The 22446-nt window shown below is 33.0% G+C and carries 16 protein-coding genes; 3 read left to right on the top strand and 13 right to left on the bottom strand.

Annotation, left to right across the window (positions count from 1 at the left end):
* The first annotated feature begins 82 nt into the window (after positions 1-82).
* Complete coding sequence (locus tag B8T70_RS11165) at positions 83-598, top strand: hypothetical protein (protein ID WP_086894897.1); 516 nt, start codon at positions 83-85, stop codon at positions 596-598.
* A gap of 334 nt (positions 599-932) precedes the next feature.
* Here B8T70_RS11165 and B8T70_RS11160 read toward each other — a convergent pair whose 3' ends face one another.
* Together B8T70_RS11160 and bcp are read right to left on the bottom strand one after the other, a co-directional pair.
* The gene (locus B8T70_RS11160; protein ID WP_086894896.1) at positions 933-2117 is read right to left on the bottom strand and encodes an IS4 family transposase; all 1185 of its coding nucleotides are present in this window, start codon (positions 2115-2117) and stop codon (positions 933-935) included.
* Positions 2118-2244: 127 nt separating this feature from the next.
* Positions 2245-2697, bottom strand: a complete 453-nt coding sequence (bcp, locus tag B8T70_RS11155; protein ID WP_035624919.1) for a thioredoxin-dependent thiol peroxidase — start codon at positions 2695-2697, stop codon at positions 2245-2247.
* Positions 2698-3055: 358 nt separating this feature from the next.
* Between bcp and nth the strand changes: the two genes are divergently transcribed.
* Positions 3056-3733: an endonuclease III gene (gene nth / locus B8T70_RS11150; protein WP_039112633.1), complete on the top strand. Its 678-nt coding sequence runs from the start codon at positions 3056-3058 to the stop codon at positions 3731-3733.
* A 91-nt stretch (positions 3734-3824) separates the two neighbouring features.
* On the opposite strand, the gene B8T70_RS23800 is transcribed toward nth, so the two are convergent.
* From B8T70_RS23800 to B8T70_RS11115, 8 genes are all read right to left on the bottom strand, one after another.
* Complete coding sequence (locus B8T70_RS23800; RefSeq protein ID WP_165572092.1) at positions 3825-3968, bottom strand: hypothetical protein; 144 nt, start codon at positions 3966-3968, stop codon at positions 3825-3827.
* Positions 3969-4020: 52 nt separating this feature from the next.
* The gene (locus B8T70_RS11145) at positions 4021-4605 is read right to left on the bottom strand and encodes an RNA polymerase sigma factor (protein WP_039112632.1); all 585 of its coding nucleotides are present in this window, start codon (positions 4603-4605) and stop codon (positions 4021-4023) included.
* 307 nt (positions 4606-4912) lie between these two features.
* On the bottom strand, positions 4913-5671 hold the full coding sequence (locus tag B8T70_RS11140) for a family 16 glycosylhydrolase (RefSeq protein ID WP_086894928.1): 759 nt from the start codon (positions 5669-5671) through the stop codon (positions 4913-4915).
* Between the two features lie 86 nt (positions 5672-5757).
* Complete coding sequence (locus B8T70_RS11135; protein ID WP_086894895.1) at positions 5758-7419, bottom strand: family 16 glycosylhydrolase; 1662 nt, start codon at positions 7417-7419, stop codon at positions 5758-5760.
* Positions 7420-7433: 14 nt separating this feature from the next.
* On the bottom strand, positions 7434-8990 hold the full coding sequence (locus tag B8T70_RS11130) for a hypothetical protein (protein WP_086894894.1): 1557 nt from the start codon (positions 8988-8990) through the stop codon (positions 7434-7436).
* 11 nt (positions 8991-9001) lie between these two features.
* Positions 9002-10477, bottom strand: coding sequence for a RagB/SusD family nutrient uptake outer membrane protein (locus B8T70_RS11125; protein ID WP_086894893.1), 1476 nt, complete (start codon positions 10475-10477; stop codon positions 9002-9004).
* Between the two features lie 10 nt (positions 10478-10487).
* Entirely contained in the window at positions 10488-13562 is a 3075-nt protein-coding gene (locus B8T70_RS11120) for a TonB-dependent receptor (RefSeq protein ID WP_086894892.1), read from the bottom strand.
* 253 nt (positions 13563-13815) lie between these two features.
* Complete coding sequence (locus B8T70_RS11115; RefSeq protein ID WP_304529089.1) at positions 13816-16617, bottom strand: triple tyrosine motif-containing protein; 2802 nt, start codon at positions 16615-16617, stop codon at positions 13816-13818.
* Between the two features lie 227 nt (positions 16618-16844).
* On the opposite strand from B8T70_RS11115, the gene uvrA reads away from it, so the two are divergent.
* On the top strand, positions 16845-19637 hold the full coding sequence (gene uvrA, locus B8T70_RS11110) for an excinuclease ABC subunit UvrA (RefSeq protein ID WP_086894890.1): 2793 nt from the start codon (positions 16845-16847) through the stop codon (positions 19635-19637).
* Positions 19638-19644: 7 nt separating this feature from the next.
* Here the strand turns inward: uvrA and B8T70_RS11105 are convergent, their stop codons facing one another.
* From B8T70_RS11105 to B8T70_RS11095, 3 genes are all read right to left on the bottom strand, one after another.
* Complete coding sequence (locus tag B8T70_RS11105) at positions 19645-19944, bottom strand: hypothetical protein (RefSeq protein ID WP_035623094.1); 300 nt, start codon at positions 19942-19944, stop codon at positions 19645-19647.
* A 241-nt stretch (positions 19945-20185) separates the two neighbouring features.
* On the bottom strand, positions 20186-21862 hold the full coding sequence (locus B8T70_RS11100) for a mechanosensitive ion channel family protein (protein WP_086894889.1): 1677 nt from the start codon (positions 21860-21862) through the stop codon (positions 20186-20188).
* 83 nt (positions 21863-21945) lie between these two features.
* A partial coding sequence (locus B8T70_RS11095) for a polysaccharide biosynthesis C-terminal domain-containing protein (protein WP_207621526.1) occupies positions 21946-22446 on the bottom strand: 501 nt, incomplete at its 5' end.

Genomic DNA, 22446 nt, shown 5'->3' with positions numbered 1-22446 from the left:
GACTTTTTTTCCTTGCAAGTAGTTTTATAAAAATATTTTTAATTCATTTTACTATCTTTGCAATCACAAAAATACACCTATTATGTTTCACAGAAATATTAAAATTATTTTAGCCGGACTATTAGTAGTTGCTGGCGTTTGGCAATTTACAGAAAGTAATACCGGAAACGGAATCTTTCTTATATTATTAGCTGGAATACCTATTTTCCTTTACTTTAAAAATGAATTCATCTTATTAGCCTTCCTGAAATTAAGAAAACAAGATTTTGAAGGTGCTAAAAAATGGCTGGCATACATCAAAAATCCTGAAACTGCTTTAGTAAGAAAACAACAAGGTTACTTTAATTACCTACATGGCATTATGGTTTCTCAAACTAATATTAATCAAGCTGAGAAATATTTCAAAAAAGCAATTGAACTTGGCTTATCTATGGATATGGATTTAGCTGTTGCAAAATTAAACCTTGCTGGTGTTGCTATGTCACGCCGAAGAAAGCTTGAAGCGACTAATTTGTTGAATGAAGCTAAGAAATTAGACAAACAAGGAATGCTGAAAGAGCAAATCACAATGATGAAAGATCAAATGAAGAAAATCTAAATTTCTTTAAATTACAATATCTAAAATCCCAAATTCTAAAAAGAGTTTGGGATTTTTTTTTGACTTGCCTGTAAACCTTTGTCAAAGTTTTAAAAACTTTGACAAAGGTATCGAACCATAAAACAATTGGAATTTGGAATTTTAGATATTGAAATTTTAATTAGAAGCTATTTCCTGCTATCCGCTTGTATCTTTTCCTGTCTAAAGAAGCCAGAAAAAGGATACCGCTTCTATCAGGGCTAGGGCTCTAGATTTCATAAGAGCCTTTAAGTTTTTCGTTTTTACACACAGACCTTTGTCAAAGCTTAAAACCAAGGCTGTAAGGAACTTGGTTTCATGTATTAAATGTTTCTAATTTAGTAGGATCTCCACCACAATGTATTACTACTTGTTGAATAATGTCATTTTGCAATTGATTACAAAATGACATTTTGGGGATTTTATATCCTTTTAATTGATTTAGTTTTATGTAACTCAAAAGCAATATTGATGCAATTAAAATAATGTAAATCATTACTTGAATTCCGTTCCACTGTCTTGAAAAATAGTGTTTAAAATTCAATTCTTGTTTTATGAATCTAAAGAAACGCTCAATATCCCAACGTCTTTTGTAAATTTCAGCTATTTGATTTGCTGTAAATTCATCTTCAGGTAAATTGCTTAAAAACAATATTTTTTCTCCATCAGATTTTAATATCCCCTCAACTAATCTAAAAACTATTTTAGTCTTCTTTTGATTAGCATAAAGGTAAACCTTGCTATGTCTTGTTAGTTTAAGGATTTCATTTTCAAAATCTAATAGAGTTACTTTACTACCTTTATCTACTTCATATTTAGATGATTTATAAATTCGGGTCACAAAATACTTATCATCATTGGAGAGTTCAACCATTGTCTTTCTATCCTTCATTCCCCTGTCAAAAACTGCAATATCTTTTTTATTGGCTATGTGCTCTTCTAGAATATTTCCCAAAGCCAAATCCTCACTAATCATTTTTTGATCTTTGTGAAACTTGACATTAAAAGGCAGCTCACTAAAGCCAATCGTGAATTTTATACTATTTTTTCCTTGTTCGCCTTTTTTGTTCTTTTGTCCATTTTGCATTCCAAAACTCAGTAAAGAAGCTGATAAACTTGTAATTGTTGAGTCGTATAAACTTAATTTAGCTTTATCTTTTTCGTTAAGTTTATCCTGAAAGATAGTAACAGTATGCTGATATAATTTCTCAAAATACGCAACGTTTATTTTTCCTATTCTCTCAGCAATACTACTGTGACTAACACTTTTATCTTTAGGAATTTGAGCATATTTACAAAAGAAATGATTTTCATAAAAATTCTCAAATACTCTAGAGCTAGCTCTATTTTCATTTAGAACTCCAAAAACACAAAGTTTAAATAATTCCTTACCTTTTAATTTTTTAGCATTCCAATCAACCATAGTTTCTCGAGCAAAAAAATCAAGTTGATCATCTGAGATATAACTTAATATTTCTCTCACATCTGTTCTGATTTGCATTTCATGATATGTTTAAAGATATACGAAAATAAAAATAATATTTTTTACTAAAGTTCCTTACAGCCTTGGTTCAAAACTTTGACAAAGACCTCATGAAAACTGAGTTTAAAAACCGAAATAGTAATCTCTACTTCAAGATTTGATCGGCGTGTTCTTTGGTTTTTACTTTTGAGATTATGTCTTCGATAATTCCTTTTTCGTTGATAACAAAAGTTGTTCTGTGGATTCCGTCATATTCACGACCCATGAATTTTTTAGGTCCCCAAACTCCAAAGGCTTGAATTACTGATTTATCTTCATCTGCCAATAACGGGAAAGGGAAATCGTATTTTTCTTTGAATTTGGCTTGTGCTTTTTGTGCATCGGCACTAACTCCCAATAATGCATAATTATTTGCTTGAAAACGTTCGTAGTTATCTCTTAAGTCGCAAGCTTCGGCCGTGCATCCTGGTGTATTTGCTTTTGGATAAAAGAATACTACTAATTTTTTGCCTGCATAATCGGCTAGTTTATGTGTGTTTCCGTCTTGATCTGTTCCTGAAAAATTTGGTGCTTTATCTCCTATTTGTAATGTTGTCATTTTTATATTTTTTTAGACTTCTTTGATTAATTAGACTGGCTTAGACTACTTAGAATTTTAGACTCGCTTAGATTGTTAGATTACTCAACTGATTAGTTTAGATTTTTTGATTGTAAATTTAAATAATTCATGGCTTATAATTCCTAACTCATCTGCCATAATTCCTGATTTGTTAGCCCAGATTGTAGTGAAAACCCCGGAATTGTGGTGGTTTACATTTTATGTATTGGCAAAGCGACCAGCGGAAGCTCTTGCGAATACTTAAAAATGTTACTACCGCGATGAGGCGTTGTAACGGAAAGCTGGATTAGGCTCATGATAAAATTTGTGCTATTTTTACGGGATTAAATTTACGGAAATGAATAAACAAGAACGGGTAACTTTTGTTATAAATACGTTAAAAGAATTATATCCTACTATCCCTGTCCCTCTAGATCATAAAGACCCTTATACTTTATTAATCGCTGTTTTATTGTCGGCTCAGTGCACTGATGTTCGTGTGAACCAGATTACGCCTATATTGTTTGCAAAGGCTGATAATCCGTATGATATGATTAAAATGTCGGTTGAAGAAATTCAGAATATTATTCGTCCTTGTGGTTTATCGCCTATGAAGGCTAAAGGTATTTATGGTTTGTCGCATATCCTGATTGATAAACATGGCGGTGAGGTTCCTCAGAGTTATGAATATCTGGAGGAATTGCCTGCTGTTGGGCATAAAACAGCAAGTGTTGTTATGTCGCAAGCTTTTGGTGTTCCTGCATTTCCTGTAGATACTCACATTCATAGGTTGATGTATAGATGGAATTTATCTAACGGAAAAAATGTTACTCAAACTGAAAAGGATGCTAAACGTCTTTTTCCTGAGGAGGTTTGGAATGATTTGCATCTTGAAATTATTTGGTACGGTCGAGAATATTCGCCTGCTCGTGGGTGGGATCTTGATAAAGATATTATCACAAAGACTATTGGAAGAAAATCGGTTATTGATGAGTATTACGAAAATCAGTCTTCTAAAAAACAAAAAAATCACTAATTGCATATTGCCCTTAGTGATTTTTTAATCAAACGACCAATTTGATTAATTTCATTTACTTTCAAAACATCCGACAGTTGCTGTGGGCTGTTTAATTAGCTATAATCTCAAAACTTTTATCTTCGATTTTCACTACTGTTAAGGCTTGTGAATAGCTCAATAAAAAAGAAACTACTTCTTTGTTTGGTTTTAGATTTTTACTAATCATCACTTTTTTTGAGTAAATTTTTGCCATGCTAATAAATGTTTATTTTATATAACAACGACCTATTGCTCAATTTAGTATATTAATTAGTTAAAATAATTTGATGTTTTTCTATAATTTTTCGAATATTCATCAATGCATATCTCATTCTACCTAATGCTGTATTAATACTTACACCGGTTATTTCGGATATTTCTTTAAAGCTCATGTCTTGATACATACGCATTACGAGTACTTCTTTTTGATCATCTGGAAGTTCTTCGATTAATTTTTTTAAATCGACCTCAACTTGATCCATAATCATTTTGTTCTCTATCGTTAAGGAATCATCGGACATGATGGAGAATATCGAAAACTCTTCGGTTTCTCTATACATTGGCATTTTCTTATTTTTTCGATAATGATCCACAATTAAGTTGTGTGATATACGCATTACCCAAGGAAGGAATTTACCTTCTTCGTTATAAGAATTACTTTTTAATGTCTTGATTACTTTTATAAATGTATCTTGGAAAATATCATTTGATATATCTCTGTCTGCTATTTTTGAATATATGAATCCATAAATCTTAGATTCATGTCTTTTTATTAATGTTGACAAGGCACTTTCGTTACCTTCAACATAGTTCTTCACCAATAGAGCGTCAGGAATTTGCAGATTAGCCATAATACTACCTTTTAGTTTTAGTTTTGAATTGGAGTAATTTTCTAAAAAGTAATTTTAATGTATAGGCTTCTGGTTTTTAAAGTGTTAATTAAGTGTTCAAATTTAACAAATAAATATTTTATAAAGCAAATTAAATTAAGAATAATTAACACAAAAAACTGAGAAACATTAAAATAAAGTCAATGATTTCTAAAAAAAGACCAAGAAACAATAAATTAACATTTTGGTTACAACAGTTAAAAAAGAAGCTTAAATCTCACAAAATAAAGTAATTACGATTTAACCTTCTTTTTTTTGCAATCTTAAATTACTGATATACCCGAATATAATCGACAATAAAATCTTGTGGAAAAACTTTATCGTCTACTTCAGGTCCTCCAAAATTTCCTCCTATTGCCAGATTAACTAATATATAAAATGGCTTATCAAATGGCCAAACGTCTTCATTTTTATCTTTCGGTTCAAATGTGTACACTAAATCTTTGTCTACAAAAAAGTCGATTTTGTCTTTTGTCCACTCTATTGCGAATACATGGAATCCTTTTTCGATATCTGGAAATGCAGTTTTCTTGGTATTAATTGTATTCCCGTGGCTATCTTGCGTGTGTAATGTGGTATAAACCATGTGTGGATCTCTGCCTATATACTCTAAGATATCTATTTCGCCACATTTTGGCCAGTTTACCTGATCTTTATTTGCTCCTAACATCCAGAATGCTGGCCATAGGCCATGACCAACTGGTAATTTGGCTCTGGCTTCGATGCGTCCGTATTTAAACTCTTTTTTGCCTTTGGTTGTAATACGTGTTGATGTATATACATTTCCGTCTTTTCTTGCATTAATAATTAAGCTTCCATCTTTTAATTGATGGTTTGTCTTGGTATAAATTTGTCTTTCGTTATTACCCCAACCACATAAATCAGGACAACCGTCTCCGAGTTCGTAATTCCAAACTGTTTCGTTTAGGGTTTTTCCGTTAAAATTTTCTTCCCAAACCAATTTCCTTTTTGCTTGTTGTGCAAAACTTAAATTACCTATTAATAATAGGATTAAAATTCTCTTCATTTTATTTCTTTTATTTATCATTAAAAATAAGAAGGCCAACAAATGTGCCGCTAACCTCCTTATTCCGACTAACTTTAACTTTTATATTATTGATATACTCTTACATAATCTATCTCCATTGTAGATTGTGTAAATGCTGGATCTATGACTCCTCCAAAGTTTCCTCCCATTGCAAAATTTAGTATCAGAAAGAAATCTTTATTAAATGGTGTTGTTGCATCATTGGCAAAAGAATGAAACAAGGCATCATCTACATAAAACTTAATTGATTCCGGGCTCCAAACTGCTTTATAAACATGAAACTCTGATGATGCTGTTGCAATAGTTGTTGAACCTGTGTTTCCACCTCCGCCAGAATGTCCTGGATAGTGCAGTGTACTATGAATCAGATTTTGGCTATTACCTACATGCTCCATAATATCTATTTCTCCGCAAGCTGGCCATGTATTTGTTGCATAATTTTGTCCTAACATCCAGATTGCTGGCCAAGTCCCTCCTCCTATTGGTAATTTGGCTTTTACCTCAACTTTACCATAGGTGAATTTAAATTTACCATCTGTTTTTAATCGTGCCGAGGAATATGCCATTCCGCCTGAAGCTTCTTTTTTGGCAGTTATCTTTAAGCTTCCGCCTTGCACTATTACATTGTTTGGACTGTTGGTATAATTTTGTTTTTCATTATTTCCCCATCCGCTGTCGCCAGTTCCTAACTCATTTACCCAGTTTGCAGGATTTGGTGCTCCGTCAGTATTAAATTCATCCGACCAAACTAAAGTGGTATAATCAGCTGGAGGCGCCTGAGTAGGTTTTGTTGTGGTAAATATATGATACCATGCTAATGCCGGATTACCTCCCATAACTGCTCTTACAACCATTCTGTTTGCTGTTATGGAGATTATCTCGTATGAGTTCTGACCTATATAATACCCCATAAATCCTCCATCGGAGAAATTCATTGTTGTTCCTCTTGTTTGCGTTAAATGGTCTGGATTACCCATAATAACCGATTCTGAAGGACTTAATGATACTATTTTTGTCCCGCTTGAGTTGTATGCTAAACATGCATCGTCTGGCGAACTTCCTCCTGCTACGCTTGCAAAAGCTGCATTAAAGAATGTTGCTCCTCCGTTATCCAGCTGATATTTTATTTGTTCCCCGTCTAGCGAAAAGGTCAATACATTATCATATAAACAACTACTTGCTGGTGAAGCTGCTTTCTCAAATGGTCCTGCTGTATAATAATTAGCATAATAATTCTTGGTTGCGTCGCCATCATTTTGCCCAACACCCAGATGGCCTGGTTCTGAAGCTGACCAATACCATTTTTTAGAAGTTCCGCCTGTTAAGAACATTACTGCATCGGGATCACTAAAATCACTTTGTACTGTAACCTCTATCGAGGTGCTTGATTGTATTCCTCCTGTTCCTGTTGCTATTACAGTTACTGTATAGGTATTTAATCCTGTTTTGGTAAATCGCTTTTCGGTTTTACCTGTTGGCGAGTTTAACGATGTACCGTCGCTAAAGGCGTACTTGTATGAGATTGCATCATTTGCAGTAGCGACAAGTTTTACCAATCCCGAGCCATCTCCGTTAGGATCTGCATCCGTTTTACCTACAATTTCGGCAGTAATTACAAGGTTTGTTGGTGCTTGTAATTCTCCAAATTTTAAATTATCTTCCTGACAACCTACCATAAGAAGCATGGTGAGTATGCACACGATATTTATAATTATTTTTTTACTCATGATTCCTTATATTTTTAGTTGGATTGTTTTATATCATCAAAATAGTATGTTTTGCCTGTGCCACTGTTTCCAAAATCAAAGAATACTACAATTCTCTGATAATTATTGGCATTTACAATCCCTGCAAAATCAAACGTGAGTTCTTCCCATCCATTAGCAACTGTTGTGGTAGCATCTATCTCTTTGTTTATGCTCGAGTCTGTTAGATTCTCTAATTTAAATTTCACAATAATTCCAGCCTGTGGTGACCAAACTTTCATTTTTAATTTTTTAAATGTGGAGAAATTTATTGGAGTATCTAATGCTAATGATGAACCTGCCCAAACTTCTGATCCGTTCCCTTTTGTTAAAGCACTTACGGTTGCTGATGTATTTATCCCCGATTTATCTGGATTTGCAATGACTGCTGTGGTTGCTCCTCCAAAATTTCCGTAAGCATAACTTAATGTAGCCGATTCGAATGTTAATGGCAGCACTAGAGATTCTCCTCCAGAGGTTAACTGAATATCATCATAGTAATAATCGGCTCCTGTTCCTGCATTACCAAAATCGAAGAAAAGAACTACTCGTTGGTATTTATTGGTATTATCTACAGCCGAAAAGTCGAATGTAAGTTCTTCCCAACCATTTGCAACTGTATTGGTAACATCTACCTCGGCATTTATATTTGAATCAGTTAAATTCTCTAATTTCATTTTAACCACTATTCCTGCTTTTGGAGACCAAGCTTTAATTCTGATTTTTTTCAATGTCGAGAAATCAATCGGCACTCCTAGTTCTAAGAATGAACCTGCCCAAACTTCTGCTCCTGCCGTTTTGGTTAATTTAGCCACTTTTGCACTTACATTACTGGCATCTACACTAGGATTATTGGCTACTGTGGTAAGTGCTCCTCCAAAATTATTAAATGCGTAATTTAATGTAGCCGACTCAAAATCGACTGGCAGAAGAATTGGGTTCGAAATTGTTATCGATTCTGTATGCGTAGTCGTTGCTACTCCTCCGCTTAAAGCGACAACTTTTACTTCATAAGTCCCAACGTTTGCATAAGTGTGCTTAATTGTTTCTCCTTCCATAAAATCAACAGGAATTTCATTTGGGTCTTCGCCAAAATAAACCTGAAAGAAGGTTTCAAAATTGGCTTTTGCGCTTACTGATGCCGATAAATTATCGCCAACTACATGCGCTAATGTTACCTGTAAATTTGTTGGTGCCAAAAACGAAACTGTAAGTGTTTGCGTTATTTCTGTCTTTTTTCCATTAATTCCCATTGCTACAATTTTTGCCTGATATATTCCTTCTGGATATGTATGTGTAGTTGTAGCTCCTGGATTTACAATAACGGGCTGTGTGGCTCCGTGCCCAAAATAAATTTCATATTGTGTAACTCCTTCGCCTTTGGGCAAAAAAGTAACTTTTCCTGAATTATCTTGTGCAATTGTTGTAAGTGCCGATATATTTACTGGCGCTCCTACCGAATCTATATCGACATCGCTGCCACTACTGTCATTAGAACAACCTATTGCGATTGCTAAAACGAACAGACTTATAATAAAATGTAATTTTTTCATGATACTATTTTTTAATATTGAGGATTTTGCTGCCAGTTTCCGTTTGAGAATTGAATCTCTTCGATAGGAACTGGAAATATTTCATTTTTTCCAGCCTTAAAACCTACAATTTCTTGTGCTGCTTTTCCTGTACGCACTAAATCGAAAAAGCGAAGTCCTTCTCCAACAAATTCAAATCTTCTTTCTGACCAGATAAAATCTGTTAAGGCTGGTCCTGAAGCTGATATATCATGATTTGTATCTCCAAATGCACGTCTTCTTACTTCGTTTAAGTATGTTCTTGCTTTGGCATCGTCTAATCCTCCTCTGTTATAAGCTTCGGCTGCCATTAACAAAACATCGGCATAACGTATTGCTCTATAATTATTAGGATTTGTTAGGTTTTGATCCCCAATATTAGCATCGCCTTGACGTGGTAAATATTTACGGTTAAAATATCCTGTGTGTTTATATCCTACTCCATAAGTGGCATTATTGGCTGCAGCCCAAGCAACAATATCCAGAATAGCAACATCTTTACGTTTATCGCCAACCTCAAATGCATCGGCAATTTTTGGAGTTGGTACATTAAAACTATATCCTGAGTCAAAAAATGGTCCTACATAGTTTCTTACTCCGTTAAATCCTACTGCTACGTTACCTTCGCTACATTGTAAACATCCAAAATTTGCTCCTTCGGCATCGCTATATTGTACTTCAAACACAGATTCTCTTCCGTTTTCTCCAGCGTTTTCAAAGATTGTATTGTAATCTGTCACTAATGAATATTTACCTGATTCAATTACTTTATCTAAAACTTTGGATGCATCCAAATATTTGTTTTGATACAAGTACACTTTTCCTAATAGTGCTTGTGCTGCACCTTTAGTCGCTCTTCCTACCTCTGGGGCATTTGGGTTTAAATTATCGACTGCGTAAAGCAAATCGGCTTCTATAGAAGCATAAACTTCTGGAACTGATGAACGCGGAATTATTTTCTCATCATTTAATTTAAATCTCTTGTCTCCGTTTAGCGGAATAGCTCCAAACCATTTTACTAATTCAAAATGATAATATGCTCTTAAAAAATGTGCTTCCGCCAATATTTGATTTTTCCCTGGGAAGTCTGTTTTGTCTTTAAACTCTAAAATGTAACTTGCTCTATTAACTCCCGCAAACATCCAGTTCCAAACATCTTTTATATTACTATTTACAGCTGTGTGCGTCATATCATCTACTTGCTGGAATCCTATTACATCACTGGCACTTTCTCCTCCCGAAAATGTATTGTCTGAGGCTATCTCACCCAACAAAACATTTACATAAGAGGATTGCAATAAATCGTAGGCTCCAATTAAGGCATTGTAATAATCTGACTCTGAATTAAAATAATTTTCGGAATCTATTGAATATACTGGATCACGCTCGACAAAACTATCTGTACAAGAAATACTTATTGCTCCCAAAAGCACGATTCCTAGTCCTATATTTATAATATACTTTTTCATTTTCTTAATTTTAAAAATTTAGATTTAATCCCATTGTATAAATCCTTGGTGTTGGATAAAATCCGTTATCGATTCCTGATCCCACTGACGATTGCGAAACATTATCGGCATTTAATGGTCCTGATAAAGCAGCTGGATCAAAACCTCTATACTTGGTAAATGTGTACAAGTTGTTTACTCCCATATACAAGCGTAGTTTTGAGATTCCGATTTTATCCGAGAATGCTTTGTTTAATGTATAGCCTAATTGCACGTTTTGGATTCTTAAAAACGAAGCATCTTCTACATAATAGTCTGAAAAGAGAGTGTTGTTTGTCGCTCCGGTTGTTACTCTAGGAACTGTATTACTTGTTCCCTCGCCTGTCCATCTTCCTAAAACATAATTAGATTTGTTTACATCTGTAAGTGTACGCTCGTAGTTTCTAACCATATCATTTCCTATAGATGCATAGGAATAAGCAAGAAAGTCAAGGTTTTTGTAATTAAAGTTTAAATTTAATCCCATGATTACACTTGCAATTGGATCCCCAATGTTGGTTCTGTCTCTACTATCTATTACGCCATCATTATTTAAATCTTTATAGCGAATATCTCCTGGAGCTGTTGTAACCGAACCTAAAGCTGCTTGAGATGGATGTGCTGCAATCTCGGCTTGGTTCTGGAAAATTCCATCAGTTTTATATCCATAAAAATAACCTATTGGTTGTCCTTTTTCCATTCTTGACGGAGGTAGCGGTTGCCCTACTCCAAAACTTCCTGCATCGGTATAACCTGTACTATTTGCTACTTCTAAAACTTCATTATTGATGGTTGTTATATTGTATCCGATATTAAAATTAAAACTATCAGATATTTTGTCTTTGTAATTAATAGCAAACTCAAATCCTTTGTTGCGTACCGAACCTGCATTCATAGTAGGCGGAGAAGCTCCCGGAGCATAGACTCCTGTTATTGCCGATACTGGAATTCTTGGGATTAATAAGTTATCGCGTGTATCTATAAAGTAATCTGCTGTAAAGTCTATTTTTTCATTAAATAATCGAAAATCTAATCCTACATCAAACTTTTTAGCTTCTTCCCATTGCAATTTTGAATTTGGTAACGCCCCAATTGCGGTTCCGTTTACTAAAGCTCCATTATATACATAAGTCGCTTCTCCATCTAACAATCCTGCATAACCATTATTAGGGATTAAGTCGTTTCCTAAAACTCCATAACTTACTCTTAGTTTTAAGAAATTAATGAAACTGTTATCTTTTAAAAATGATTCTTCAGAGACTACCCATCCTCCAGTAAATGACGGAAAGAATGCTACTCTGTTATCTGGTCCAAATTTGGTCGAAGCATCTCTTCTGATAACTCCGCTAAAAAGATATTTTCCTTTAAAATCATATTCTAAAATTCCAACATAAGAGATTCTTCTTTCATCGTAGTTATAAGACGAAACATCACGACCTCCAGCCGGGCTTGTTCCTTTAGCCAAATTTATATCGGCATATTGCCATGAATTATTAGGTACATCATACCCTGTTGCTCCAAGTCCTGATCCCCAAGTTTTATAACTTGTTGATACAAAAATTGCTTTGATGTTATGACTGTCAAAAAGTGTCTTTTTATACTCTGCCAAAAAATCGTAGGTATAATCATTATCGTTTACTGTGTTTTGAGTAACACTGCTTCGGGAAATATCAAACACTTTTCCTCCATAACTTATTTGCTTTGAGAAGTTTTTCCTAATACTATTTCCTGTATTAAACCCGATACGTGATGTTAGTTTAAACTCTTTGGTTACATCATAAGTAAGACTAACACTTCCGTTCAATTTTTTTAATTTATAATCATTGTATGTATTCTCTATTTGTGCAAGCGGATTAATAATTTCGACTCCGTAACCTGGTGTACTAGGAACTAATGTATAATTCCCGTTTTGGTCACGAACTGGTAAAGTCGAAGGTGTATTTATGGCATTAAAAAGCACAGAACCCAATCCGTTTTCATTTAATGAATCTCTATCTAGGTAAGTATAAATAATATTGGTTTGTAGTTTTATTTTACTAGATAAATCGACTCCTAAAGACAATCTTGCTGTATTTCTTTTAAAGTCAGATTTAGAACCTCCAATAATACCTTGTTGGCTTAAATCAGATCCACTAAATGTATATGTGATTTTATCAGAACCTCCTGATATTGATATATCATTATTAATTATTGGAGCTGGATTAAAAATTTCATCTTGCCAATCTGTTCCTTTTCCTAAACCCGAAACATTAGGATAAGGCAATGTTTGTCCGCCATTGGCATAACTCTCATTTAATAATAATGCATATTCTGTAGCATTTAATACCGACATTTTTTTGGTTGTTTCCTGTGTACCAAAAGAGGAATTAAAAGAAACCTTGGTTTTAGAATTCTTTTTACCCGTTTTTGTAGTTACCAAAACAATTCCGTTAGCTCCTAATACTCCATAAATTGCTGCTTGCGCATCTTTAAGAACCGTAATCGATTCGATATCATTAGGATTTAAAATACTCAAATCTCCCTGATATCCATCTATAAATACAGTTGCAGCATTATTTCCATTGGTGGCAACACCTCTAATATGTATATCCATAGCTGCTCCCGGAGAACCCGATTGCGCAGTAACACTAACACCTGCAACGGTTCCTTGCAAGGCTTGCTCTACTTTAATAGGATGTAAATCTTCGATGGTTTTACTAGATACAATAGAAACTGCTCCTGTTACATCTCTTTTCTTTTTGCTGCTGTATCCTAATACAACAACTTCATCAAGCGATCTGGCATCATCACTCATCTTTACAGTAATTATACTGCTCGAAACCACAACTTCTTGTGTTCTAAAACCAATATAACTTAAAACAATTGTGGTTCCTTTTGGGATACCTAACAACTTAAAAGATCCGTCAAAATCGGTGGTTGTACTTTGTGACGAACTTTTAACTTTTACATTTACGCCAGGCAATGATAAACCTGAGCCATCGAGTACAGTTCCCTTTACATCAAAAGCTTGCGAAAACGCAAAAGATGTAAACAGTAACAATACCATTAGTAATAATCTAGATTTCATAATTAGTTAGTTTTTATTGAAAGATAAATTTATTCGGATTCACTGATAATAATTCAAAAACAACCTTTACAAAAAACATACAATCACAAAAAAGACTATTTATTTTTAATATAACATAAAAAATTACCAGTATTAATAGTAAATCCGCAATGTTAAATTATGTTAAAATATTAATGTAAATCATAAAAAAAACCACAACAATAACGTTAATGTTGTGGTGATGTATAGGTGAAATTTTCTGTTTAGTAGCTTCCTATACAGCAAGAATATACTCTACTAAGCCTTGTTCATGCTGCAAATCCATTTTTTTACGCAAACGGTAACGTTTTATCTCCACGCTTCTTACCGAGATATTTAGCAATGGAGCAATTTCTTTTGACGACAGATTCAATCTCAGGTATGCACAAAGTCGTAAATCATTTGGAGTTAATAAAGGGTGAAGTTGTTTTATCCTTTTCAGGAAATCTTTATCAGCATTGTCAAATGCTTCTTTAAACACGTTCCAGGAATCATCTTCGGTGATATTTTTATTGATGGTCGTAATTACCGATTTTATATTTTTATCCCCGTCTTCGGATGTTTTCTTTAAATCTTCTTTTATAAAAGCCAATAATTCGTTTTTACTATTTAAACTCATTGTAGAAACTGCCAATTCTCTGTTTTTACTATCGACATCCTGAGTTAATTGCTCGTTTCGCAACTTCATTAATTGTTGCTCATTTTCAAGCTCTTTAATCTCTAATAACAAATTATTTTCTTCTATTAGTTTTTCTTTCTGTTTATGGTAATAATTCCTGTAGGCTTTATTTATAAAATAAGCTACGATTAATACTAATAACAAATAAATAAAATAAGCCACATTGGTAAGATACCAGGGTTTTAATATCGTAAACGAATATGTTGCCGTATTTTCTAATACTTTATTGGCAAATTTTGCCCTTACCTTAAATGTATAATTTCCTGACGGAAGGTTCTTGAAATTCACCGCTGGTTTTACACTCCATTCGCTCCAATCATCCTGAAAACCTTCTAGTAAATATTGGTATTCTGAGTTAATGTATTTATTGTATTCAGGAACCGTATAATTAAAAGTTATATTATTCTCGTCAGATTTAAAACTTCCTTCTTCAAGAATAGATTCATTGGCAATTCGTTCATTAAGTTTATTTGTAGTAATGGCAGCAATAGAAACTACATAATTTTTAAAACTCAAATCATCAATATTCAGCGTATAATAACCATCAGTTGTACCGATGAGGTAATCTGATTTGGATATTTGCGTAATATTCTCAAATCCTAACATGGAGTTGGTTAACGATGCAGGTATCGGAATAACATTTTGCTTAAGCTCACTTCCTAGTTTACTTGCCGAAAAATAATGAATGTAGTTTTTAGAAAACAACCATATCTTATTAGAATTATCTACAATTAATTTCCCCGAAGTATATTCGTCTTTCTCAAAAACGGAACTTAACAGTTTGTCTTTTTCAAATTGTTTTGTTGCATTATTAAGCTTAAAAATCCCTCCTTTGTAAGCATAATAAATAGAATTATTAAACTTAATTAAACTCGCATTTTTCCCTTTCTTGGGCGATGCATATGCAAAAAATGTTTTAACTTTTGTTAGTTCATTATCTAGTTGTAACCTAAAAATTCCTTTGTACTCATGACTTACATATATCTCCAGATTCTTAGTAATTTCAAAATAGCGTGACGAATAATCAAATCCTGTTATTTTATTTCTAAATTCCCACTGATTATTACCCTTTTCCAGAACCGAAATGCCATAATAATTACCTTGCATCAATAAATTACTATGACTCGCGATTGTTTCAAATTTCCAAGTTCCAGACGCCGAAAAAATCTTTTTAGCAATATTATTCTCTATAACAAATGTTCCCGAATCGTGCCCACAAAATAAAGTTCCGTCATAGGTAAACAAAGACCAAACCTGACCTTTGGTTCCGCTTATAAACTTAAATTCTTCGGTGCTTTGGTATTTTTTATAAAATAACCCTTGATTTGTTCCTATATATAAAATTCCGTTGTGGGTTGCCGAGGCATAAACCGTTCCCAGAATCCCTGTATCATCGGTAAAACTATGAATGGGCGACTGAAGATTAATACAGTTTATACCGTTATCTAATCCTACCCAAAGGTTTTTATCATCATCCTCAAACAATGATAAAGCGGTATTATTACTCAGTCCTTTATTTTGAGAAATATGATACTTGAGTTTTCCTTCTTTCGAAATTATAAAAATCCCGTCCGAAACCGTTCCAAGCGCAAAACTACCATCCGAAAGTAGCTGACTACTATAAACAAAACTAGCTGCCAATTCGTTATCTATCTCCGTATAAATTTTGGTTAAATTATTCCCGATTAGCTTATAAAATCCGCTTAATTGCGTCTGAATTAGCAAACCTTCATCATCAGAAAAAATATTTACAATAGTATTATTCTTTAAAATCAGATTGTCAGAAATCAAGACTTTTTTGCCGCTTTCTATTTCAAAAAGACCTTCTTTCATAGTCTGAAAGTAAATAGAAGTATTTGTTCTAAAAGATTTAACTACACCATTTTTAGGTGCTATTATCTGAAACTTTTTAGTTTTAGTATCATAAATATAAATTCTGTTTAAAGATTGAAACAAAATCCATTGGTCGTATTTTAAGATATTCCAAAACTGTTCGTCATCTAGAATTTTATTTTTTATAGAATCACTAAGCGAAGTATATTTTAATTTTCCGTTTGGCTGCCTTGTCCAATAACCAAAATTCATATAAAAGCCTGTATAAATTTTATCATCTATAACTTTTACAGACCTAATAATCGTTTCGTTAGGAGATGGATATAACTCCCAATTGGTTCCATTAAATTCCAAAAGCCCTTCGTTATTAGCAAAAAACAAAGAATGCTTTTGATCCTGCGAAATCATCCAACTCTGATTACCCGCTCCGTAAACACTGGGAGAATATTTAATTATAGGCGGTAATTCCTGAGAATAAACACTACAATATAAAAAAATGAATAAAAAATAAAGTTTCGATTTCAATGCCTCTGTGGTATTAATTTAGTACTAAAACTGCACTAAAATAAATCATTATTTATTGATAAAATACTATTTTGGCAAAAAATGAAATAAAAATACAAATAGTATTTTATCACACTTATCTAAACTCTAAAACAACAATTATCACATTATTTTTAAACAAATTGAGTCCCTCTCCTTAACATAACTCAAATGAAAATTGATTACTTTTGTGGAAATTGATTTTTTGTATGCAAATTGACCTTTCTACACTCGACCCAAAGAAGAATATCATTATTAAAGGTGCTCAGGTACATAATTTAAAAAATGTAGATGTTGCCATTCCAAGAAACAAACTTGTTGTTATCACGGGACTTTCGGGTTCTGGGAAATCAAGTTTGGCTTTTGATACTTTGTATGCCGAAGGACAACGTCGTTATGTCGAGAGTTTGTCATCGTATGCACGTCAGTTTTTAGGTCGATTAGACAAACCAAAGGTCGAATACATAAAAGGAATTGCTCCTGCAATTGCTATTGAGCAAAAAGTAAATACTACTAATGCGCGCTCGACTGTAGGAACATCTACAGAGATTTACGATTATGTAAAGTTACTTTTCGCAAGAATTGGTCGTACATACTCTCCGATTTCAGGTCAGGAAGTCAAAAAAAACACTGTTACCGATGTTGTTACCGAAGTAAAAAGCTTCGATTTAGATAGCAAATGGTTACTTCTAGCTCCTATTCATCTTGAAAAAGGAAGAAAACTAGAAGAAAAATTTAATGTTTTATTACAACAAGGTTTTGCTCGTATATTAATCGATAACGAAATGGTTCGTTTGGATGAATTTGCTTCTTCGCTTGACACGAAAAAGGATCAGGATATTTTATTGATTATTGATCGAATCGTTGTAAAAGACGAGGAAGAATTTTATAATCGTCTTTCCGATGCTGTTCAAACTGCCTTTTTTGAAGGAAAAGGAATTTGTTTTTTACAGGAATTAAACACAAATAAAAGATTCAGTTATTCTAATAATTTTGAGTTAGACGGAATCACATTTTTAGAACCAAATCCGCACTTATTCAGTTTCAATAATCCATACGGAGCTTGCCCTGCTTGCGAAGGATATGGAAATATTATTGGTATCGATGCCGATTTAGTCGTTCCTAATACTTCTTTATCTATTTACGAGAATGCTATTTTTCCTTGGCGTGGCGAAAGCATGAGTTGGTTTCGTGATCAGTTGGTAAATAATTCTCATAAATTCGATTTTCCGATACATAAACCTTACTTTCAATTAAGCGAGGAACAAAAAGAGTTAATCTGGAAAGGAAATCAATATTTTGAAGGTTTAAATGATTTCTTCAAAGAACTAGAAGAAAAAAATTATAAAATTCAGAATAGAGTAATGCTTTCGCGTTACCGCGGAAAAACAAAATGCCATGTTTGTAAAGGAAAACGTTTACGAATAGAAGCTTCTTACGTAAAAATAAACGGCAAAACGGTTTCCGATTTAGTCGATTTACCAATTCAGCATTTAGTTACTTTTTTCAACGAAATAGATCTTAACGTTTACGAAAAACAAATCGCAAAACGTTTGATGGTCGAAATTAATAATAGATTATCATTCTTGACAGAAGTAGGATTATCTTATCTTACTTTAAACCGAAATTCTTCTACTCTTTCAGGTGGAGAATCTCAGCGTATCAATCTGGCAACTTCTCTAGGAAGTAGTTTAGTTGGATCGATGTATATTCTAGACGAGCCAAGTATTGGTTTACACCCAAAAGATTCTGAACGATTGATAAAAGTATTGCTTTCTCTTCGTGACTTAGGTAATACGGTAATTGTTGTAGAACATGATGAAGACATCATGAAAGCTGCCGATATGATTATCGATATTGGTCCTGAAGCAGGAACTTTTGGAGGAGAATTAGTGGCTCAGGGAACGTATGACGAAATATTAAAATCAACTTCTCTAACAGCTAAATATTTAAATGGCGATTTAGAAATTTCTGTTCCTAAACAACGCCGTAAATCTAAAAATTTCGTACAGGTTATTGGGGCTCGCGAAAACAACCTTAAGAATATAGATGTTACTTTCCCATTAGATGTTTTAACTGTAATTACGGGAGTTTCTGGTAGCGGAAAAAGTACACTTGTTAAAAAGATTTTATTCCCTGCAATTCAGAAAAAACTAGATAATGCAGCCGAAAAAGCTGGTCAATTTACCGAAATAAAAGGTTCTTTCTCGCAAATAAAACATATCGAATATGTCGATCAAAATCCTATTGGAAGAAGTTCGCGTTCTAATCCTGTAACCTACATTAAGGCTTATGATGATATACGAGAATTATATGCCAAAGAAAAACTATCAAAAATAAGAGGCTACCAAGCCAAACATTTTTCTTTTAACGTAGATGGTGGAAGATGCGAAACTTGTAAAGGTGAAGGCTCTATTAACGTCGAGATGGTTTTTATGGCAGATGTACAGTTGCCATGCGAAACTTGCGGCGGAAAACGCTTCAAGAAAGAAGTATTAGAAATTACTTTTGATGACAAAAACATCAATGACATCTTAACCATGACAATTGATGACGCTATTAGTTTCTTTTCTAAAAACAGCCAAACTAAGATTACTCAAAAATTGCAACCTCTACAAGATGTTGGTTTAGGATATGTACAATTAGGACAATCGTCTTCAACTCTTTCTGGTGGTGAAGCACAACGTATAAAACTGGCTTCGTTCTTGGTAAAAGGAGCGACAAAAGATAAAGCTTTATTTGTTTTTGATGAACCTACAACTGGACTTCATTTTCATGATATCAAGAAATTATTGGCTTCATTTGATGCATTGATAGACAAAGGACATTCTATAATTGTGATTGAACACAATCTTGACCTTATAAAATGTGCCGACTGGATAATAGATTTAGGTCCAGAAGGCGGAGAAAATGGTGGAGAATTATTGGCCGAAGGAACTCCGGAAGAAATCGTTAAAGTAAAAAAATCTATAACAGGTATTTATCTAAAAGACAAACTGTAATCTTAAATTATTCGTAATAACATTTATCTTCAAAAGGAATTCCATCTTCATCGATGGCAACTAATATCTTTTTGTTTTTAGATGATTCTATGGTTAAATATAACCACGCAATAGACCATAATCCGAATGTTAAGCAACAAATCAGGAAATTAAAACTATGATCAACTACTCTTTCCCCTTTTGATAAAACTGCAAAAAGCATTTCATCGTTTCTTTCTTCTAAGATAAAACCGTTATGTATTTTATTTGAAATTATATTCGAAAATACTTGTAGACTTTCTTCTTGTGTAAACTGTGGGCTTTTCATAATCGTTAATTAAAATTATTTTAGCTATTTACTTTAATAATTTATTTGGGGGAATTTAGAAAGCAAAATTAGCTCACAATCAGAAACTACACAATACCCACTTTTAGTGATATTACAATTAATTTTTCATCATAAAACACTAAAAAATATTAATTCCACAAGATAGAGTCCCTTATTAAAAGTTTCATTACACATAAGGCAATTCTCTTTTTTTTTAGCTATCTAATTCCTTTTAAACAAATTATAACTTGCCATTTATATTAAACGTAGGAGTTTCGTAATTATTACCTAAATAGTCTTCGGGTATTGTCGTTTTATTTCCATCACGCAGCGCTTTATAATGTGGCGACATAATTTCAATTCCAGCTTCGTTAAAACTATCCTGAATATTTTGATGTAGGGATGAATAAATTTGAGGTTGTTTCTGAGGCTCTTTGGTATAAGCATTAATTTCATAGGCAACATAAAAATCATCCAAACTTGTTTGCAAAACAAACGGAGCCGGAGTAGTTTCTATAAAATCCGTTTTTGTAGCTGCATTAATTAATGCTTTATGAACATCTCTCCAAGGCACATCGTATCCAATTGTAACGGTAGAATGCATAACCAATCCTCTTGCATCTTCTTTTGTGTTTGCCGAATAATTAGTCGATGTACTCGATAAAACAGTTGAATTCGGTATTGTAATGTCCTCAAATTTTGGTGTTCTTACACGCGTAACCAAAGCCGTTTTTTCAATTACTTCTCCGCTTACATCTCCTATTTTTATAAAATCTCCTATTTTAAAAGGGCGCATATAGGTTATTACAAGTCCTGCAACCATATTAGCAATTGCATTAGACGATCCTAATGAAAATAAGATTCCCACAAAAACCGAAACTCCTTTAAATATAGGTGAATCTGAACCTGGTAAGTACGGAAAAATAATAACCAACATAAAGGCATACATTAAAAAGCGGATGATATTAAAGGTTGGTTTTGCCCAATCACTATAAAAACCATCTATTTTTATGTTCCCTTTACTAATCTCATCTACAAAAAACTTAATCCCTTTTAAGGTGTATCTAAAAATAAATGCAATTACAAGTATTGTAAACAAATTAGGAAGAAATGCCAGAAACCCCATTACAGCCAATTTTGCAGGCGTAAGAATCCATCGTAATAAAGTTGTTGTATAACCTTCGGTAGCAGGAAAAATACTAAAGAGTATTGGTAAAGATAAATACACAATTAATAACAAAACGAAAACCTTTATAGCTCCTATTAATCGTAATGCCAAAAAGTGTTGCTTTTGCGGACTAAGAATAGTTATCTCATTGTATTTATATCCTGTAAAATACTTTTTTTTATTTCTGGATACATAAAGACTTCCTTTATTAAAAAGTTTGCCTACAAAAAACAATACAAGACCAAGAATTAATATTAGCAGAGCCGTAAATCCAAGTCTTTTTGGTAATAAAGAATAGTTTTCATTCTGGAAAAGAATAGCTCTTTTTATTGCCGTAAAATTACGCTTGGCAACATTGGCAGCAGGCATATTCTCTGATTTCGCATCCGCTTCAAGAATCGACATTATAACAAAATCACTTTCGTAAACAATATCCAAACTTATATCCGAAGGAATAATTTTTAGAGAATCGCTTACAAAAAAAGCATCTTCATAAATCTTTTTTATTTTGTCCGAAATAGCTTTGGCTCTATTCTCTGCCGAGAATGAACCTACCTTATTATAAACATAAAAAAGGGTGTCTTTAAAAGGTGTTACAGGATATCCTTTTAAATTAATTTTAGCAATCGTATCGACAGTATTACTTTGAACGATTTCTTTTTCAGGTTGTTTTTTTGCCTTTTGAGCAAAACTAACTTGTGAAACTAATAGCAACGAAATAAACAGAAAAACAATTATTCTCTTTTTCATATTTGTATGTAATAAAACCACAAGCGGCTATAACAAATATAAAAACAAAATGCATCACTTTTAGTTCGTGACCTTATTTCTTACTAAATTTTAATTCCAAGCTTGCCTATAAACTTATTTATTACTTGATTTATCTCTTTAGAGATAGCAAATTTATAGTTTAAATACACATAAAAAACCGTCACAATAACTGATTTTAAAGCAATTCCGATTAAAGGATAAACTGGAAATTCCCAAAAGTAAAATAATAGAAATAATACCGTTGTAACCAGCAATGAATACAAGTTTTGTTTAGTAAAAGGATACAAATGAAGTTTCTTAACTACAAAAAGTAATTTTGCCAAACTGTATGCTGTAATAGATAACAACGTTGCAAATGCAGAACCTGTAATACCATAAATCGGTATAAAAATTATATTTAAAACAAAGGTTAAAACAACTAAACCTAATCCTAAGAACAATACCGTTCGGTAATATTTTGTATTAAAAATAATAGCATTATTATTCCCTAAAATAAGATCAAAATATTTAGACAATCCAATCATAAAAACAACAGGAACTCCTCCTCTATATTCCTCAGGAAC

Source organism: Flavobacterium sp. AJR (genome assembly GCF_002156885.1).
In the GTDB taxonomy this organism is placed as follows: domain Bacteria; phylum Bacteroidota; class Bacteroidia; order Flavobacteriales; family Flavobacteriaceae; genus Flavobacterium.
The sequence above is the reverse complement of the archived record's forward strand: the minus strand, read 5'-3'. Positions and strand labels throughout refer to the sequence as shown.

What these genes read in the sequence shown, in the direction of transcription:
- B8T70_RS11140 (WP_086894928.1), bottom strand. Translation starts at nt 5,671, where the DNA reads ATGAAGAGAATTTTAATCCTATTATTAATAGGTAATTTAAGTTTTGCA.
- B8T70_RS11130 (WP_086894894.1), bottom strand. Translation starts at nt 8,990, where the DNA reads ATGAAAAAATTACATTTTATTATAAGTCTGTTCGTTTTAGCAATCGCA.
- B8T70_RS11100 (WP_086894889.1), bottom strand. Translation starts at nt 21,862, where the DNA reads ATGAAAAAGAGAATAATTGTTTTTCTGTTTATTTCGTTGCTATTAGTT.
- uvrA (WP_086894890.1), top strand. Translation starts at nt 16,845, where the DNA reads ATGCAAATTGACCTTTCTACACTCGACCCAAAGAAGAATATCATTATT.
- B8T70_RS11105 (WP_035623094.1), bottom strand. Translation starts at nt 19,944, where the DNA reads ATGAAAAGCCCACAGTTTACACAAGAAGAAAGTCTACAAGTATTTTCG.
- B8T70_RS11145 (WP_039112632.1), bottom strand. Translation starts at nt 4,605, where the DNA reads ATGGCTAATCTGCAAATTCCTGACGCTCTATTGGTGAAGAACTATGTT.
- B8T70_RS11120 (WP_086894892.1), bottom strand. Translation starts at nt 13,562, where the DNA reads ATGAAATCTAGATTATTACTAATGGTATTGTTACTGTTTACATCTTTT.
- nth (WP_039112633.1), top strand. Translation starts at nt 3,056, where the DNA reads ATGAATAAACAAGAACGGGTAACTTTTGTTATAAATACGTTAAAAGAA.
- B8T70_RS11125 (WP_086894893.1), bottom strand. Translation starts at nt 10,477, where the DNA reads ATGAAAAAGTATATTATAAATATAGGACTAGGAATCGTGCTTTTGGGA.
- B8T70_RS23800 (WP_165572092.1), bottom strand. Translation starts at nt 3,968, where the DNA reads ATGGCAAAAATTTACTCAAAAAAAGTGATGATTAGTAAAAATCTAAAA.
- bcp (WP_035624919.1), bottom strand. Translation starts at nt 2,697, where the DNA reads ATGACAACATTACAAATAGGAGATAAAGCACCAAATTTTTCAGGAACA.
- B8T70_RS11160 (WP_086894896.1), bottom strand. Translation starts at nt 2,117, where the DNA reads ATGCAAATCAGAACAGATGTGAGAGAAATATTAAGTTATATCTCAGAT.
- B8T70_RS11135 (WP_086894895.1), bottom strand. Translation starts at nt 7,419, where the DNA reads ATGAGTAAAAAAATAATTATAAATATCGTGTGCATACTCACCATGCTT.
- B8T70_RS11165 (WP_086894897.1), top strand. Translation starts at nt 83, where the DNA reads ATGTTTCACAGAAATATTAAAATTATTTTAGCCGGACTATTAGTAGTT.